The 17,582-nt window shown below is 59.2% G+C and carries 16 protein-coding genes; 9 read left to right on the top strand and 7 right to left on the bottom strand.

The annotated features are described in order from the left end of the window. Nucleotides 1-2: 2 nt before the first annotated feature. Entirely contained in the window at nt 3-527 is a 525-nt protein-coding gene (locus B0H98_RS03770; RefSeq protein ID WP_106373712.1) for a gamma carbonic anhydrase family protein, read from the top strand. 63 nt (nt 528-590) lie between these two features. Here the strand turns inward: B0H98_RS03770 and B0H98_RS03765 are convergent, their stop codons facing one another. Beyond that, complete coding sequence (locus tag B0H98_RS03765) at nt 591-2,282, bottom strand: L-lactate permease (RefSeq protein ID WP_106373711.1); 1,692 nt, start codon at nt 2,280-2,282, stop codon at nt 591-593. 339 nt (nt 2,283-2,621) lie between these two features. Here B0H98_RS03765 and B0H98_RS03760 point away from each other — a divergent pair, with 339 nt between their 5' ends. Beyond that, nucleotides 2,622-3,317, top strand: a complete 696-nt coding sequence (locus B0H98_RS03760) for a glutathione S-transferase family protein (RefSeq protein ID WP_106373710.1) — start codon at nt 2,622-2,624, stop codon at nt 3,315-3,317. Nucleotides 3,318-3,566: 249 nt separating this feature from the next. Then, nucleotides 3,567-3,923, top strand: a complete 357-nt coding sequence (locus B0H98_RS03755) for a phasin family protein (protein ID WP_106373709.1) — start codon at nt 3,567-3,569, stop codon at nt 3,921-3,923. 88 nt (nt 3,924-4,011) lie between these two features. Here B0H98_RS03755 and uraD read toward each other — a convergent pair whose 3' ends face one another. Next, nucleotides 4,012-4,566 (bottom strand): 2-oxo-4-hydroxy-4-carboxy-5-ureidoimidazoline decarboxylase, encoded by a 555-nt coding sequence (gene uraD / locus B0H98_RS03750; RefSeq protein WP_106373708.1) that lies wholly within the window; start codon nt 4,564-4,566, stop codon nt 4,012-4,014. A gap of 108 nt (nt 4,567-4,674) precedes the next feature. Between uraD and uraH the strand changes: the two genes are divergently transcribed. Both uraH and B0H98_RS03740 read left to right on the top strand, forming a co-directional pair. Beyond that, a complete protein-coding gene (gene uraH, locus B0H98_RS03745) occupies nt 4,675-5,028 on the top strand; it encodes a hydroxyisourate hydrolase (RefSeq protein ID WP_106373707.1) in 354 nt (117 codons plus the stop codon). 23 nt (nt 5,029-5,051) lie between these two features. After that, on the top strand, nt 5,052-5,768 hold the full coding sequence (locus B0H98_RS03740) for a GntR family transcriptional regulator (protein ID WP_106373706.1): 717 nt from the start codon (nt 5,052-5,054) through the stop codon (nt 5,766-5,768). 35 nt (nt 5,769-5,803) lie between these two features. On the opposite strand, the gene ilvY is transcribed toward B0H98_RS03740, so the two are convergent. Next, a complete protein-coding gene (gene ilvY / locus B0H98_RS03735; RefSeq protein ID WP_106373705.1) occupies nt 5,804-6,682 on the bottom strand; it encodes an HTH-type transcriptional activator IlvY in 879 nt (292 codons plus the stop codon). Nucleotides 6,683-6,870: 188 nt separating this feature from the next. On the opposite strand from ilvY, the gene ilvC reads away from it, so the two are divergent. Together ilvC and modF are read left to right on the top strand one after the other, a co-directional pair. Next, nucleotides 6,871-8,343, top strand: a complete 1,473-nt coding sequence (ilvC, locus tag B0H98_RS03730; protein WP_106373704.1) for a ketol-acid reductoisomerase — start codon at nt 6,871-6,873, stop codon at nt 8,341-8,343. Nucleotides 8,344-8,440: 97 nt separating this feature from the next. After that, nucleotides 8,441-9,943 carry a molybdate ABC transporter ATP-binding protein ModF gene (gene modF / locus B0H98_RS03725; RefSeq protein ID WP_106373703.1) on the top strand — a complete coding sequence of 501 codons (1,503 nt, stop codon included), beginning with the start codon at nt 8,441-8,443 and terminating at the stop codon, nt 9,941-9,943. A gap of 84 nt (nt 9,944-10,027) precedes the next feature. On the opposite strand, the gene B0H98_RS03720 is transcribed toward modF, so the two are convergent. The 3 genes from B0H98_RS03720 to B0H98_RS03710 form a co-directional block, all read right to left on the bottom strand. Beyond that, nucleotides 10,028-11,467, bottom strand: a complete 1,440-nt coding sequence (locus tag B0H98_RS03720; protein ID WP_106373702.1) for an NCS1 family nucleobase:cation symporter-1 — start codon at nt 11,465-11,467, stop codon at nt 10,028-10,030. 92 nt (nt 11,468-11,559) lie between these two features. Further along, nucleotides 11,560-12,930, bottom strand: coding sequence for an NCS1 family transporter (locus B0H98_RS03715; protein ID WP_106373701.1), 1,371 nt, complete (start codon nt 12,928-12,930; stop codon nt 11,560-11,562). Nucleotides 12,931-13,076: 146 nt separating this feature from the next. Continuing rightward, entirely contained in the window at nt 13,077-13,829 is a 753-nt protein-coding gene (locus tag B0H98_RS03710) for an aspartate/glutamate racemase family protein (protein ID WP_106373700.1), read from the bottom strand. A gap of 269 nt (nt 13,830-14,098) precedes the next feature. Between B0H98_RS03710 and puuE the strand changes: the two genes are divergently transcribed. Beyond that, complete coding sequence (gene puuE, locus B0H98_RS03705; protein ID WP_106373699.1) at nt 14,099-15,052, top strand: allantoinase PuuE; 954 nt, start codon at nt 14,099-14,101, stop codon at nt 15,050-15,052. On the opposite strand, the gene B0H98_RS03700 is transcribed toward puuE, so the two are convergent. Then, entirely contained in the window at nt 15,049-16,497 is a 1,449-nt protein-coding gene (locus B0H98_RS03700) for a YfcC family protein (protein ID WP_106373698.1), read from the bottom strand. The two genes, puuE and B0H98_RS03700, sit on opposite strands and share 4 nt — an antisense overlap. 139 nt (nt 16,498-16,636) lie before the next feature. Between B0H98_RS03700 and B0H98_RS03695 the strand changes: the two genes are divergently transcribed. Then, nucleotides 16,637-17,503 (top strand): MurR/RpiR family transcriptional regulator, encoded by an 867-nt coding sequence (locus B0H98_RS03695; RefSeq protein WP_106373697.1) that lies wholly within the window; start codon nt 16,637-16,639, stop codon nt 17,501-17,503. Nucleotides 17,504-17,582 lie beyond the last annotated feature (79 nt).

The following is a 17,582-nucleotide window of genomic DNA, read 5'->3' as shown; positions in this document are numbered from 1 at the left end:
ACGTGGCCATTTACCAATACGCAGAGCATCAACCCGATATACACGAAGAGGTGTATATCGCCGAGACGGCGGACGTGATCGGGCAGGTGACCCTGAAGGCCCGCGCCAGCGTCTGGTATCAGGCGGTGCTGCGCGGCGACAGTGAACGCCTGGAAGTGGGCGAGGAGAGCAACATTCAGGACGGCGCCGTCCTGCACGCTGACCCTGGTTTTCCACTCAAGGTGGGCCGAGGTGTCACGGTCGGCCATCAGGCCATGCTCCACGGCTGCACGGTAGAAGACGGCTGCTTGATCGGCATTCAGGCGGTGATACTCAACGGCGCGGTGATTGGCGAAAACAGCCTGGTCGGGGCCTGCGCTTTCGTGAAAGAGGGGGCGGTGTTTCCGCCTAACTCCATGATCATCGGCTCCCCGGCGCGGGTAGTGAAGGAGCTGCCCGAAGGCGCGGTAGAAGGGCTCAAGCTCAATGCCCAGAGCTATGTTCAAAAAGGTCGCCAGCATGCCAAGCAGTTGACGCGCATCGGTTGAGCACCCTTCAACGAAAACCCCAGGCCAATGCCTGGGGTTTTTTTGCCTGTCATCAACGGTGGGTTACATCAGCGTATCGGTTACGCCAATCACGTAGAAGGCGACCAGCGCGATGATGCCGGTAAACAGCAGATAGTACATCGTGGGGATGATCGTCTTGCGGATAGTGGCCCCTTCGCGGCCCAGCAGGCCGACGGTTGCCGACGCCGCCACCACGTTATGAATCGCGATCATGTTACCCGCCGCCGCGCCCACGGCTTGAAGCGCAACCATCATCGCCGTGGAGAGCCCGAGGGTTTGCGCCACGTTGAACTGGAACTCGGCCAGCATCAGGTTGGAAACCGTGTTGGAGCCAGCGATAAAGGCACCCATGGCACCCACGGCCGGGGCAAAGAACGGATATATGTCGCCTACACCGCTGGCCACGGCCTGGGCCATCATCACCGGCATGGAGGCAAGGTCTGCGCCGTTGACGCCGGAGTTGATCAGGATGCGTACCATGGGCACGGTGAATACCAGCACGAAACCGGCGCCAAAGATCGTCTTGGTGGATTCCGACACCGCCGCGCTGATCTTCTGCGGATTCATGCGATGCAGGAAGTAGGTGATGATGACGACGGCCACGATAATCCCGCCGGGCAGGTACAGTGGCTGCACGCCGCCACTCACGCCCGCTTCGCCCAGGATATTGTTCCAGTTCAGATTGATCGAGGTCAGCGCAACGCGCAGCGGCTCGATCGTGCGTGAGGCAACCAAAAACAGCGCCAGCAGCACGTAGGGAATCCAGCCGCTCAGGGTCGACATGGGAGCCTTGCCCGCCACGTCATCCAGCTTGATCTGCAGATTGCCGATCCACTCATCGGGCCAGGCACTCGTTTCCGGGAAGTCCCAGGTATCCTTGGGCAGCAGGAACCCCTTGCGCGCGGCCGGCACGACAATGGCAAGGCCGACCATGGCACCGATCATGGAGGGGAATTCCGGGCCGAGCAGCACGCCCACCAGCATGTAGGGCACCACGAAGCAGACGCCGGTAAAGATCGCGAAAGGCGTGATCGAAAGCCCCTCTTTCCAGGAGCGGTTGGCGCCGAAAAAGCGCACCATCATCACCACCAGAATCAACGGCATCAGAATACCCACAATGCCGTGGGTGATCGCCACTTCGCTGGTAATCAGCTGGAAAAACGTATCCCAGTTCGAGCCGTTGGCTTCCAGCTGCGCGGTAATGCCCGCGCGGTCAAGGCCACTGCCGACACCTACTACAATGGGGGTGCCCACGGCACCAAAGGATACCGGCGTTGACTGAATCATCATGCCCACAACCACCGCGGCCAGGGCGGGGAAGCCCAGCGCCACCATCAGCGGTGCAGCAACCGCAGCGGGGGTGCCAAAGCCGGAGGCGCCTTCGATGAAGCAGCCAAACAGCCAGGCAACAATCAGCGCCTGTACCCGGCGGTCGGGGCTGATGTTTGAAAAGCCGTTACGAATCGCGGTAATGCCGCCGGAGTGCTTCAAGGTATTGAGCAGCAAGATGGCGCCGAAAATAATCCATAAAAGCCCTGCGGTCTGAATCAGGCCCTGAATGGTCGAGGCCGCCACGCGAGTAAACGACATGTCCCAAGCGGTCAGACCAATAATGGCGGCCGTAAAAAAGACAATCGGCATGGCGATCTTGGCAGGTATCTTGAATCCAACGAGCAGAATGCCCGCCAGCAGTAGCGGTAGGAAAGCCAGAAGAGCTAGTGTTGTTTCGTTCATGGGAGAAGGCCGCCCCGGTTATTTATTTGATGTACTCCGTGCCCGTTCAACGTTCAAAGCATTAAACGTGACAGTATGAAAGATACGGCCCGGCCAAAAAAATAACATCACTGGAAAATTGGTATTACCAGTTAAAGCCTTCCCTCGGAGGCTTTTCTGCACAGGTTTATGCAGTATAAATCGCTGTTTTATAGGTAATTTATAACGGCAGTTTTAAGGGAGTACCACCAGCGCCCATTAGACTAAAAGACAGTGTAGAAGGGGCCCCAGACGTTTAGGCTCAATGTCGGCTGACCCAACCCGATAAATCATCCGTTCGTTAATGGTGAGGATAAAAAGATGACGCGTACCCTTTATGACCTGTGTGGCCGTGATGAACGCCTGCGTTTTTCTCCCTACTGCTGGCGCGTTCGTATGGCGCTTGCTCACAAGGGGCTGGACTTCGATACCGTCGCCTGGCGGTTTGAGGACAAGCAGGCGCTGGCATTTGCCGATTACGACAAGGTGCCGGTGCTGTGCGATAACGATCAGGTGATTACCGACAGCTTCGACATCCTGCGCTACCTGGATAACGCCTATCCAAACGCCCCGGTACTGGGCGAGGGCATGAGCTTTCAGCGGGCGCTGTTTTTCAAATATTTTGTCGAACGCAGTGTCACACCGGCGCTGTTTCGCCTGGTTGCGATGGACCTGCTGGCGGCCATTCATCCGGATGATCGGGCCTATTTTCGTAAAACCCGCGAAGCGCGCTTTGGCGCCCGTCTGGAGGAAGTGCATGCTCCCGATGAGGCGCGCCGCCAGTTGGCAACGCTGCTGGCCCCGGTACGTGACCTGCTGGAGGCGAGCCCTTTCCTGGACGGCGATGCCCCAGCTGGCGCCGACTATCTGCTGTTTGGCAGCCTGATGTGGGTGCATACCGTATCGCTTGAAACACTGGGCGAGGCGAATGCCTCGGTGGAGGCGTGGTTTCAGCGCATGCTGACGGTTCATGGTGGCGTTGCCGGCCAAGCCATCACGATTCGTGATCTGGCATGAGCGCCGGTGAGTGAGCGGATGCAGCGAATCTTCCGAGATGCATCATCAAGGCTTCTTTCTTCGCCAACGTGCTGATTGGAAAGCCGTTAGAGTGAATCGCGGCGGTATCAGCCACGGGATTTAAAAAATTCATGTTGCGCTGCACAATGAGCACTGCTAGCTTGTGGGTAGCAACGGCAGACGCCGACGCATCAGCATCGCTTCCAGTATGACCGAGTAGCGACCTGCTGGCTTACTCTAGGAGATGTCATGATGAAGACTTTAGAAAATACGACCCAACAGTTCGAGTCTACGTTTGTATCGCCTATGCGTTCTTACACGCTGGCAGCACTCGATTATTACGAAAAGCTGATGGGTGCCCAGATTGACGCGGCGCGTGCCTACTCGGACATGACCATTGCTCAGACGCGCACCTGGCTTGATGTCAAGGATGCCGATGGCTTCAAGAAGGCTCTGGAAAGCCAGCAGCGTGTGGCTAGCGACTTCATGGAGCGGGTAAAAGGCGATTCCGAGAAGGTGACGTCCATCAGCCAGAGCTTTGCCCAGAAAAGCCAGCAGGCGGTAGAAGAGAACACGCAGAAAGCGGCCGACGCCGTCAAGCAGTAAACGCTCATGCTTGGCTGCCGTTAATCGGCGGCTTTAAAAAGCGCGGCACCCTCGGGTGCGGCGCTTTTTCTATTTCAGGCCGGGCGATTCATTCGCCTTTAGCCCTTGCGGTCAGGCGCAGCCTGGCGATGCGAACTATCTGCTCGATGGCCGTTCGGCGCTCGGTGGCGGCATCATTGTTCAGACGCTCTTCAAACGCGCTCAAAATGGCGTGGCGATCCAGCCCCTTGACGGCAATCACGAAAGGAAAGCCAAACCTCGCCTTGTAGGCCTCGTTTAGCGCTTCGAAGCGGGCGAACTCTTCAGGTGTGCATTGATCAAGCCCGGCACCTGCCTGCTCACGCGTGGAGTCTCGGGTCAGCTCACCGGCCAGGGCCGCCTTGCCGGCCAGGTCCGGGTGCGCCTGGATGACGGCTATCTGCTGCTCGGCGGCCGCCTGTTGCAACACCAGCCCCATCTGGATGGCCAGGGCATCAGGGGTGTCGTGGTCTTCACTCAATCCCTGGCGCCAGGCACCTTCGGCAACCCAGGGTGAATGCTCATAGATATCGCCGTAATGGGCGACAAAGGCCTCCAGCGAAAGCTCACTTGGACGTGGATCAAGCAATAGGCGTGCGGTATCGGATGACGAATCGGATAACATATTGATTCCCTGAACGTGTGCATCGGCTAATCATGTATACAATATTAAGCACACGAAGGTAATCTAGACCTGCCATTTTTGATCATCAGGTAGCAGCAAGGAGCCGCTATGGGACATTTGACAACGCACGTGCTGGACATTGCAAAGGGCCAGCCAGGGCAGGGAATTACCATCGAAGTGTTTCGCGTGGAAGCCGGCCGGCGTGAGCATCTGGGCGAAGCGGTGACCAACGTGGACGGGCGCTGCGATACGCCGATTCTGGAAGGCGACACCTTCATTCCCGGTGAGTACGAGCTGGTTTTTCACGTGGGCGACTATTTGCGCGTACAGGGCGTCGAATCCGCAGAGCCGCGCTTTCTGGACGTGATTCCGCTGCGCTTTGGCGTGGCGGATGCCGATGAGCACTATCATGTGCCGCTACTCTTGTCCCCGTACGGCTACTCCACCTACCGGGGAAGTTGATTCATTGCCGACAGGAGCGCTGGATGAGCGATGTGCAGGCGGCCGCCAAACGGCCCGCTTCAGAAAAAGAGGGCGATGAGCGCCACGAGATCATCTACCGCGCGGTCAGCGACGCCATTGTCGAGCAGCGCCTCAAGCCCGGTGCCCGGCTGCGCGAAGATGCCCTGGCGGAAGTGTTTGCGATCAGCCGCACCGGGATTCGCAAGATTCTGCAGCGTCTGGCGCTCGAGCAGCTGGTCACGCTGACGCCCAGGCGCGGCGCCCGCGTGACCCGGCCAACGGCGGATGAGGCCAAGGACGTATTCGACGCCCGCCAGCTTGTCGAATGCGGCCTGATGCCGGAGGTAGCTCGGCGCATAGGTGCCAAGGAGGCAGCCGAGCTGCGCGACATGGCCCGCCAGGAGCGACAGGCGCTGCGCACCGGTCAGCAGAGTGTAGCCATTCGGCTTTCGGCGGATTTTCACGTGCGCCTGGCCCAGCTTTCCGGCAATGCCACCCTCGCCGAGTTCGTCGAGCGGCTCTGCTCGCGCTCCTCGCTGATTCTGGCGGTCTACGGCCACCGCGGTCATCTGGGCTGCGAATCTCACGATCACGACGACCTGATCGGTTATCTGGAAGCGAGAAACGGCGAGCGCGCCCGCGCATTCATGAGCCGCCATCTCAAAGCCATCGAAGCCTCACTCTCCATGGTAGAGGAAGAAGAGAGCGTGCCCGATCTGCAGCAGATCTTCGGGGATTAAAGGCGGGTAACCCTCACCAGAACTAAGAGAAGGGCTTACATCAAGCGCCAGAACGCCTCGACCAGCGGGTTTTTCAGGTTCTTCTTCAGGGTGAACAGGCCAATGTCGTAGGGCGCCAGTTCAGGCTGCACGTCGAGCACTCGAATGCTGTCCTTCAACGGGCTGTTGTCGAGAACGATCTTGGGCACCACGCCAATGCCAAAGCCCAGGCTTACCATGCTGACAATGGCCTCGTTGCCGGTGACCTGCGCATAAATGCGTGGAGAGATATCCCGATGGCGAAACCATTCATCCACCCGCGCTCGGGAAACACCGCTTTCCGACAGGATCATGGGAATATCCGCCCATTCAGCTGATGTAATCGGCGTGCTTGCTGGCGTATTCGGCACCTGTTGCTCCAAAGGGGCAATAAACAGCAAGGGTGACGTGGCGATGGGCTTGAAGGCCAGCCCCCGGGGTAGATGGGCGGGCTTTGCCGCAATGCTGAGCTCTTCCTTGCCCTCCAGCACGTGGGCAATGGCGTGTTCCGGGTCCCCGGTGCGCAGCTTGATCTCGATAGCGGGGTAGGCGATACGAAAGCGGCGCAGCAGCTCGTGCAAGAAGCTGTAGCTTGCCGTCACCGAGCCATACAGGCTGATTTCACCGCTCAATTGACCAGAGTTATCGGTCAGCTCGTGACGAATCAGGTTCCACTGGCTGCTGGCCTCACGGGCGTACTCGAGAAATTTCTGCCCTTGCCGAGTCAGCATCACGGTTCGGTTGTCGCGGTTGAACAGCGTCACGCCCAGCTCATCTTCCAGATGACGAATATTACGCGAAAGCGCAGAGATGCTGACATAGCACTCTTCGCTGGCGCGGCCAAAATGCAGCGTTTCCGCCAGTGCGAGAAACTGTTTCAAGAGTTTGAAGTTCATGGGTGCCATCATAAGGGCGTTTTGTGAAAAAAGGGACATGCCGTTGCAAATATATCAATTTAAGAAAGAGTCGTTTTTAGGTAGATTGGCTCTACTCGCACGGCGCTGACCCTCTCATTGAACGCCCGTGTCACTCTTTTCTCGTGTCGGTGCGCGACATCGGCCAACGGATCATCAGGACGTCAACCATGGCTAACTATTTCAATACCTTGTCTCTGCGTGAACAGCTGGAGCAGCTGGCGAAATGTCGTTTCATGTACAGCTCGGAATTCGCTGACGGCGTCGACGCGCTGAAAGGCAAGAAAATGGTCGTCATCGGCTGTGGCGCCCAGGGCCTCAACCAGGGCTTGAACCTGCGCGACAGCGGCCTGGACGTTGCCTACGCACTGCGCCCTGATGCTATCGAGCAAAAGCGCCAGTCCTGGAAGAATGCCACGGAAAACGGCTTCACCGTGGGCACCTACGAAGAGCTGATTCCGACCGCAGACGTGGTTCTGAACCTGACTCCGGACAAGCAGCACACCGCGGTGGTTAATGCCGTCATGCCACTCATGAAGGAAGGCGCGTGCCTGTCCTACTCGCACGGTTTCAACATCGTCGAAGAAGGCATGAAGATTCGCGATGACCTGACCGTCATCATGGTCGCGCCCAAGTGCCCGGGCTCCGAGGTGCGCGCCGAGTACGTGCGTGGTTTCGGTGTTCCCACTCTGATCGCCGTTCACGAAGCCAACGACCCCAAAGGCGAAGGCCTGGCGCTGGCGAAGGCCTACGCGGTGGGCACCGGCGGCCACAAGGCGGGCGTATTGATGTCTTCTTTCATCGCGGAAGTGAAATCCGACCTGATGGGCGAGCAGACAATTCTTTGCGGCATGCTGCAAACCGGCTCTATCCTCTGCTTCGACAAGATGATCGAAGAGGGTATCGAGCCGGGCTACGCCTCCAAGCTGATCCAGTACGGCTGGGAAAACATCACCGAAGCGCTCAAGTACGGCGGCGTGACCAACATGCTGGACCGGCTTTCCAACCCGGCCAAGATCAAGGCCTTCGATCTGGCCGAAGAGCTGAAAGACATCATGCGTCCGCTGTACAACAAGCACCAGGACGACATCATGAGCGGCCATTTCTCGCGCACCATGATGGAAGACTGGGCGAACGACGACGCCAACCTGCACAAATGGCGCGCCGAAACTGCGGAAACCAACTTCGAGAAAACGCCGGCCGGCGACGTTGAAATCTCCGAGCAGGAGTACTTCGACAACGGCATCCTGATGGTCGCCATGGTGAAAGCGGGTGTCGAGCTTGCGTTTGAGACCATGACCGCAGCGGGCATCATCGCCGAGTCTGCCTACTACGAGTCGCTGCACGAAACGCCGCTGATCGCCAATACCATCGCGCGCAAGAAGCTCTACGAGATGAACGCGACGATCTCCGATACCGCGGAGTACGGCTGCTACCTGTACAACCACGCCTGCGTACCGCTGCTGGCGGACTTCATGAAGGGCATCAAGTCCGACGTTATCGGCAAGGGTCTGGAAGTCGACGACAACGGCGTGGACAACGCGCGCCTGATCGACGTCAACGAAGCGCTGCGTTCGCACCCGGTAGAAGCCGTTGGCGCTGTTCTACGTGGCCACATGGCCGATATGAAGAAGATCGTTTAACCCTTGGGTTAGCCGTTAGCTAGTCAAACAAGAGCCGGGCTATCCCCAGGATACGCCCGGCTTTTTTGTCTCTTTTTCAGCCCGAAGGAGCAACTGCATGGCGTCCTCGATTCCGCTTGCGAGTATTCAGTTAAATAGCGCGACGATCAGTTTCGATGATCGCTTCACCCTGAGCGAGGTCGACTGGACCATCGAACCCGACCAGCACTGGGTGATCACCGGCGCCAACGGTTCCGGGAAGTCTGCGTTGGCGGCGACACTGGCCGGTATCGGTGACATTGAAGCGGGCAGTATCGAGGGGCTTCCCGAGCGCGTCGGGCTGGTCTCTTTCGAGGCGCAGGCCGAACTCATCGCCGCCGAGCTTAAAAAGGACGATGCTGACATCATGGATGTCGTATCGCTCGGCACACCGGTCAGGGAGATGATTTTTGATTACTGCCGGGATGTTGAGCTTGCCGAGGAGCTGGTCGAAAAGTTTGGCCTGGCGCCGCTGCTGGAGCGCGCCTTTCGCAAGCTCTCGACGGGTGAAACCCGCAAGGTCATGCTGGTCCGCGCGCTGGCCAATGAACCGGCCCTGCTCATTCTGGACGAGCCGTTCGATGGCCTGGATGTTGACACGCTCGCCATGCTGCAGGCGCATCTCGCCGCGATCGTCGACCATGTTCCCATGGTGCTGGTGCTCAACCGCTTCGATGAAATGCCGGATTTCATCACCCATGTGGCCTACCTGGATAAGGGCCGTCTGGCCCCGGCGCAAGGGGGCAGGAAACGCGGGGATGAACAGCGTGGCGAGAAAGGGCGTCTGGCGTTCACGGTCGACCGCAAGGACGAGGCCGCCTTCAACGAGCTTTACCAGCTGCTGCATTTGAAGACCACTGACCTGAACGTGCCCGAGGCCGACCCCGCCAGCCGGCTGCCCGCCCTCGACCCGGGCCAGCCGCTGGTGAAACTCACCCAGGCGACGATCCGCTACGGCGATACCCTGATCGTCGACCGGCTCGACTGGACGATCGAGCGCGGCCAGCACTGGCAGCTGAGCGGTCCGAACGGTAGTGGCAAGACCTGCGTGCTCTCCCTGATCACAGGCGATCACCCACAGTGCTACACCAACGATATCTTCGTGTTTGGCTTCAAGCGCGGCAGCGGCGAGAGTATCTGGCAGATCAAGCAGTTCATCGGCTACGTCTCCACGGCCCTGCAGTGGGAGTATCGGGTCAGCACCAGCTGCAAGAACGTCGTCATTTCGGGCTTCTATGACAGTATCGGCGTTTATACCAAGGCCACCGATCAGCAAAAACGAGTCGCCGATCAGTGGCTTGAGCTGCTGGGCATGAGCGCGCGGGCGGATCAGCCGTTCAACAAGCTCTCCTACGGCGACCAGCGGCTGTTGCTGATTGCCCGTGCCATGGTCAAGCACCCGCCGCTTCTGATCCTCGACGAGCCCTGCCTGGGGCTGGACGACATGAACCGCCAACTGGTGCTCGCGCTGATCGAGAAAATCTGCGAAGGCGGCGAAACCACGGTGCTTTACGTCAATCACCACACCGAAGATCGAATCAAGGAAATCGACAACCATCTGACGCTGGAGAAACACCACTAGGCGAAAGCGATTTCGCCGTCGCCCGGGCCTGGAAAGGCGCCGCCGGCACGAAGCCGGCGGCGCTTTCAATAGAGCTTCTTTTCGTTAACGTTTACGCATCAGCCCGAAGTACAAGAGCCCGCCCAGGCCAGCGCCGATCAGCCAGCCGTAGCCGCCAAGCGCGGATAGTGCAGGGACCAGCACGGTCGAGAGCGAGAAGACCGCTGCCACGGCGAAGGCGATCAGCGCGCGAGGGTTCCAGCCGCTTGTGTAGTAGTAGGCGCCGCCGGGTTTTGATGAGAAGAGCTCCTGCATGTTCAGGTGCTGACGCTTGATCAGGTAATAATCCACCACGATGATGCCGTAGAAGGGCGCGACGATCGCGCCGAGCGCGTTGACGAAACCCGGTACGCCGATCTGGCTGATCACCGATACCCACAAGGCGCCGACGAAGAACGCGATGATGGCGGTGATCAACCCGCCCAGCTTGAAGCTTATCTTGCTGGGGAACAGGTTCGCCAAGTCATAAGCCGGCGGAATGAAGTTCGCGACCAGGTTGATGCCCACGGTGGCGGCGAAGAAGGTCAGCGCGGCCACGATGGTCAGCGGCAGCGAGTCCACCCGCTCGACGATATCCGCCGGATTGGTCAGTGCCTCACCGAATAGCACCAGCGTACCGGCGGTAATGATCAGCGCAATGAACGAGAAGAACGCCACGTTGAGCGGCAGGCCCAGAAGGTTGCCCAGCTTCATCTGACGTTCGGTCTTCACAAAGCGGGTAAAGTCGCCAAAGTTGATCACCACCGCGGCGAAGTAGGCGATCATGGTCCCGACGATGGCAAAGAACGCCGCCACGCCACCACCCGATTCACCGCTGCCGCTGAAGATCGTGCCCACTGCGGGGAGCAGCTCGTCACCGGCCTGATACCAGACCACGCCCATCAGTACCAGCATGACCACGTAGACCAAGGGCCCTGCCCAGTTGAGGAAGTGCTTGATGCGCTCGATGCCCTGCCAGAAGATCGCGATCTGAAACAGCCATACGATTACGAACGACACCCAGGCAACGCCGGAAAGCCCCAGGAAAGTGTTGCCGCTACCAGCACCGAAGAACGCGGTAATCATCAGCGTCACTGCCGTCGAGGCGAAGTAGGTCTGCACCCCGTACCAGAAGATGCCCACGATGGCGCGCAGCATGGCGGGCAGGTTGGCGCCGCGCACCCCTAGGCTCGCCCGCACCATCACTGGAAACGGAATGCCGTACTTCACGCTGGGCTTGCCGGTCAGGTTGACCAGAAACATCACGATGACGCCGGCCAGAATGATGGCCGCCATCACCGCCCAGCCATTCAGCCCATAGGTCAGAAACAGCGAGGCGGCCAACGTGTAGCCAAACAGGCTCTGGATATCGTTGGACCAGACGTTGAAGATCTCGAACGCGCCCCAGCTGCGCTTCTCAGGTTTTATCGGTGCCAGATCGTCGTTGTACAGCGTCGGATCGATACTGCGTATATCCAGGTCGCTTGCCGTTTCACGCTCTTTCATTACGAACTCTCATTTTGTGTACTGTTTGGCAGAGTGGTGTTTCTTTACTGTTCTTGTGAACCGTTCTTGTGGACCGTTCTTGTGGACTGCTCTTATGGGGCGAAGCGCTGGCAGGGCGCCCAGTGCTTCATCAACAGGTAGTAGGTAATCCCGGCCGGGAGCAGGCTTGCATACCAGGAAACCGACGAAAACGAGAGGGCGGCGGCAATGCCTACCACCGTGGCAACGAGTGCTGCCATGTTGACACCCCGGTACGGGCCATTGGCGTCGTAGAGCTTGTCGATATCCAGCGTGCGCCGGCGGATGGCGTAGTAATCAACCACCAGAATGGCAAAGATCGGACCGAGAAACGCCGAGTAGGTCTGCACGAAAAGCTGAAGGCCCGCGGCCGACTCCGGCTGAACCAGCTTCCAGGGGAAGGTGGCAAAGGCGAGCAGGCCAACGATCACGGTGGCCACCGGAAACCGGATCTTGAACACGTCCATCAGCACGTAGGTGGGCGGCACCACGTTGTTGAGCACGTTGGTGGTGACCTGGGCGAAGGCGATAAACAGCAGCGTGATCATCAAAAGCGGGGTGTTATCTACCGCGTTGGCAAAGACCTGGATAGGGTCGGCAGTGCCCGTGGCCTCTGACACCATGTAGCCAATCAAGCCCATGAACAGCGTGCAGGGCAGAATCGACATGGCGTAGATCGTGGCCAGAAGGCCCGAGCCGGTGCCTTTCTTGTGCTCGCGAGAATAGTCGCTGACGTTGAGCATCATGGTGCTGTAGATGCCCAGAAACAGCATGGTCGCGCTCCAGAACGGCATGCCCCAGGAGCCTTCCATGGTCAAGAGGCTTGCCGACAGCTCATCGCCGTAGCGCTGCACCGTGGCGTAGAACATGTAGGTCAGCGACCCGAGAATGAAGATACTGCCGATATTCTCGAGCCACTTGATGCCCTGGAACCCGGTCACGGACAGCGCAATCTGCAAAAGCTGGAAAGTGATGAAGTAGAACACCAGGTTATCGAAGCCGAACAGGGTGGCCGACACCATGTTGAGAGCGCCTGCGCCAATCCAGCTCTGAAAGCCGTACCACACCACGGCGGGCACGGCACGCACCAGCCCCGGAATGCGCGTACCGGTAAAGCCGAAGGCGGATCTGGCCTGGACCATGAAGGGAATGCCGTACTTGTAGCCCGCGGCGCCGTTGATGGCAAGCGCAATACCAATCACGAAACAGCCGATGGCAATGGCAAGGGTGGCCTGTAGAAGGTTGAGCGTGCCGACCACGCTTGACCCCATGGCAAAGGTCCCGATGGAGACGCAGCCGCCGAACCAGGCCAGAAAATAGGACCCTCGCCCCATTATCCGAGTGTGCTGCGGTGCCAGGCTTTCGGCGCCCAGGGCTTTGGTTCCCGCGGCTTCACCGGCCGCGGATGGGTCTTCTGACGCAAGAGCAGACGTGGTTGTGCTCATGATGTCGTCCTCGCAAGATTATGAGTATTGTTGGTATTTCAGGCGGTGCCTGAATACGCTTGCGGCTTGGCGTGCTCTGGACGTTCTGTTGCTTTTTGCTTTTATGGTGAGTGCTGACAACCGGTTTTTCTACAGCGGGTGAGTCGTTACTTCCTGGGCAGTTGAAGGTTTGAAAGCGCGGCGAACTTGCCGGTGAACGGCTTGGGACGCGGGTAGTCCAGATCACCATGCTTGCTCGTATGCAGTCCCAGGCCCACCAGTGATTCCGCAAGCTTCAAGGCGGCACTGACGCCTTCGACCACGGGAATCCCCACTTCGCGGCTGATCTCCTGGGTAAGGCCCGCCATACCGCCGCAGCCCAGCACGATGGCGCCTATGTCATCCTCATCCCTGGCCCGGCAGCACTCCTCGACAATACGCTTGAACGCTGCATCCGGGTGATGCTCAAGATCCAGCACCGGGATTTCCGCGGCGCGGATACGCCGGCAGTGGTGGCGAAAACCGTACTGTTCCAGAAGATGCTCGGCGATGATGCCGGTGCGGCCCAGAGTGGTGACGATGGAAAAGCGCGTGCTGATCAAAGTGGCCAGATGGAAGGCCGCTTCGGCGATGCCAATGACCGGTGCGCGGGTCAGCTCGCGGGCGCTGAGCAGGCCCGGGTCACCAAAGCAGGCCACGATATAGGCATCGATACCGCCTTCCCGCTCGCCCTTGAGCACCTCTTCGGCGACGCCTACCGCGCTGACCACTTCGTCAAAATGACTCTCGATCGAGACCGGCCCCGACTCGGGCTGGGAGGCGCTGACCCGCGTGCCGCTTGAGGCCTGCTGCTCGGCAGCGCGATGGATGGCCTGAGTCATCGAGGCGGTCGTATTGGGATTGATGATGTGTATATGCACGATAAGCGATCCGCAGGTGAACAGGGTAAAGCATCTTGTATACGAAAATAGGGCGGTTTATCACCCAGTGCAAGACCTTTCCCATGCGCTAAAGGTGGTAGGCGCCTGACCAGACGGTCAATTGATGGCGGTATTAGAGTGTTCCTGGCGGGCATGGATAATGACTTAGCAGTTCGACGTATTGCAGCGCTCCATCAATCTGGCTATTTTGTATACAACTATTCAGGGCTTTCGGGCTTACTTGAGCCATCATAATAAGGATCTGCCCCATGACCTCGACCACGGCTTCTTTCTACCCCCGCGATCTCATCGGCTACGGGCGCCATCAGCCCCAGGCCAACTGGCCCGGCAAGGCCAGAATCGCCGTTCAGTTCGTGCTCAACTACGAAGAGGGCGGAGAGAACAGCGTGCTGCACGGCGATAGTGGCTCTGAGCAGTTTCTCTCCGAGATCATCGGGGCAGCCGCCTACCCGGACCGTCACCTGAGCATGGAGTCCATCTATGAGTACGGCTCGCGCACCGGCGTGTGGCGAATCCTGCGCGAATTCGAGCGCCGCGGGCTGCCGCTGACGGTGTTTGGCGTGGCCATGGCGCTGGAGCGCAACCCGGAAGTCGCCAAGGCGTTTCAAGAGCTTGGCCATGAAATTGCCTGTCATGGCTACCGCTGGATTCACTACCAGGAAGTACCCGAGCATATCGAGCGCGACCACCTGCACAAGGCCATGGAGATCTTCCAGCGCCTTTATGGTGAGAAACCCCAAGGCTGGTACACCGGGCGCGACAGCCCCAATACGCGCAGGCTGCTGCTGGATGAAGGTGGCTTCACCTACGACAGCGACTACTACGGCGATGATCTACCCTTCTGGACCCGGGTGACCGACAGCCAGGGCAGCGAGCACTCCCACTTGATCGTGCCTTATACCCTGGACACCAACGATATGCGCTTTGCCGCGCCGCAGGGTTTCAACACCGCGGATCACTTCTTCACCTACCTGCGCGATGCCTTCGATGTACTCTACGAAGAGGGTGAGGAAGCGCCCAAGATGCTCTCGATCGGTATGCACTGCCGCCTGCTGGGCCGCCCCGGCCGATTCCGCGCCTTGCAGCGCTTTCTCGACTATATCGAATCTCATGATCGGGTATGGGTAGCGCGCCGGATCGATATTGCCCGCCACTGGGCAGAGCACCATCCGGCGCCGGATCAAGGACGGCTAAAGGGTTAGCCTACCCACTGCACCGCCTGGGCGAAGACGAGAAAGCCCAGTGCAATCAGCACCCAGACGCAGAACAGCGGGAAGAAGAACTTGACCCACTTCTGCCAGGTCACGCCGGCAAGCGCCAGGGTAGCCATGAAGTATCCGGAGGTCGGATAGAGAATGTTGCCCATGCCGTCGCCGAGCTGAAAGGCCAGCACGGCGGTCTGGCGGGTAACGCCGATCATGTCGGATAACGGGGCCATGATGGGCATGGTCACCAGTGCCTGGCCGCTGCCGGAGGGGATCACAAAGTTGAACAGCAGCTGGGCGATGTACATGCCGATGGCGGAAAGCAGGGTGGGCAGTTCGCCGACCACGTTGCCAAGGGCATACACCAGGGTGTCCATGATCTGGCCCTGCTCGAGAATCACCGCCACACCGCGGGCAACGCCTGCAATCATGGCGCCGACCAGCACATCGCGAAAGCCCTTGTTGAAGCCTTCGCAGATATCATCGGTACTCAGGCCTGCAATCAGCCCGACCACCACGCCCATGATGATGAATAGCCCAGCCATTTCGAGCATGAACCAGCCCAGGCGCAGCACGCCGTAAACCAGCACGGCAAAGAAGATGAACGTGGCCGCCGTGGCAAGTTTCTGTCGCGTATTGGCCACCCGCGCTGGCGCGCTCACGCTATGCTGGTAGCTTGAGCGCTTGTCCGCCTCGCGGGCATCGCCCTGCATAAGGCTTGCAGCCGGGTTCTGCTGCACGTTACGGGCATAGCGCATCACAAAGAAAATCGCTGCGCCCAGAATGGCAATAAAGGCGAGCGCACGCAGCCCAAGCCCTGAATACAGGGGCAGGTCCGATAACTGCTGGGCAAGCCCGGTATTGATCGGATTCAAAAGGCCGGTGGCAAAGCCGGCGGTGGTGGCGCACAGCGCAACGGCCGCGGCGGTAACGGAATCAAAGCGCAGCGCAATCATCAGCGGCAGAATGACCGGCACATACACCAGCGCAAGCTCCTGGGTGCCGATCACGGTGGCAATCAAGGCAAACACCGTCATCAGTACCGGAAGCATCAGAAGGCTTTGATTGGCAAAGCGGCGCGTCAGTTTATCCACGCCGATTTCAATGATACCGGTACGCTGCAACACCATGAACATGCCGCCGATCATGAAGGTGAAGAACACCACTTCGCCAGCGCTGATAAGCCCGTTGGGAATGGCCAGCATGAAGTCGGTGAAACCGGCGGGGGTGGCCTCCACGAACTGAAAGGACGCCGGGTCAATCGTGGTTCGCCCGGCAGGGCCTGGCACGCGTTCGAACTCACCCGCCGGCACAAAGTGAGTGGCAATGGCCGCCATGGCAATAAAGATGAACAGAATGACGTAGATATCGGGAACCCGGCACCACCCTCGTTTGGGCGTTGTTTCTGGCGGGGGGGTAGAGCGCTGAGTGTTAGGGGACATGGGGTGCCTCGCATTAATGAACGTTATCGTTATGTGAGTCTGGCGGCCTGACCTGGACATATGCGCTTGCTGTGCATTTGCCCTCTTTTTTTTATGTTTGTGTTACGTGCGTGCCGTGCACGCGCTAAAGGAGTCTTTCTTGGCGATATCGTCCTCCTCTTCGATGCCGCATATTGGTCAGCGAATTACCCGGCAGTTTGCCGAGCTGAGCGCTCAGGAGCAGCGGGTAGCCACCTTTATCCTGGATCATTTCGATGACCTGGCGACCTTCAGCGCTGCTGACCTGGCCCGCTCGACCGGTGTGTCCAAGTCTACGGTCAGCCGCCTGTTCCGGCGGCTGGGCTTCGAGAACTTCCAGGTGGTCAAGCAGCATGCACGGCAGCTGCGCAGTCTGGGGGTGCCTCTGGTGACCGGCAGCGAACGGCCGGACGAGGCACACTTCAAACGCCACTTGACCCGCGAGCACGACAACCTGCGTCAGACGTTCGCCAACGTTGCGCCCGAACATTTCGAAGCGGTGGTCAACGCGCTGGATCACGCCGGGCGCATCGTGCTGATCGGATTTCGTAACAGCTACCCGCTTGCCGTGCATTTTCGTCAGCAGCTGATCCAGGCGCGTGACCATGTCAGCCTGGCCCCGCAGCCGAATCAGAGTCTGGCCGAGGAGATTGTGTCGCTGGGGGAAAAGGACGTGGTGGTGCTGTTCGGGTTCCGGCGCCGTCCGGCGGTCTTCAATACCCTGCTGGCGACGCTTGCGGCCAAGGAGTGCCGCGTACTGCTGTTTGGCGATGCCACCGCCAGAGGCCATGCCCCGCGCGTGGATTGGTGGCTTGAATGCCCGCTGGACACGGTTTCGGCCTTCGACAGTTACGCCAGTGCCATGAGCCTGATCAGCCTGCTTTCGAACAGCCTGCTGCATCAGCGGCTGACCGAGGGGCGGGCGCGTATTCATGCCATTGGTGAGCTTTATCAAGACATCGATGAGCTTGAGCTTTGCGAACGCTAGATGGCCTGGGTAAAGCGCTGATGCCATGCGTCGCGGATCCGTTGTGGATGTCATTACGCGTCTGTTTTGTTAGATTTTT

This window comes from Vreelandella songnenensis (genome assembly GCF_003002925.1).
Lineage (GTDB): Bacteria > Pseudomonadota > Gammaproteobacteria > Pseudomonadales > Halomonadaceae > Vreelandella > Vreelandella songnenensis.
This window is presented reverse-complemented; position numbering and strand designations above follow the sequence as displayed.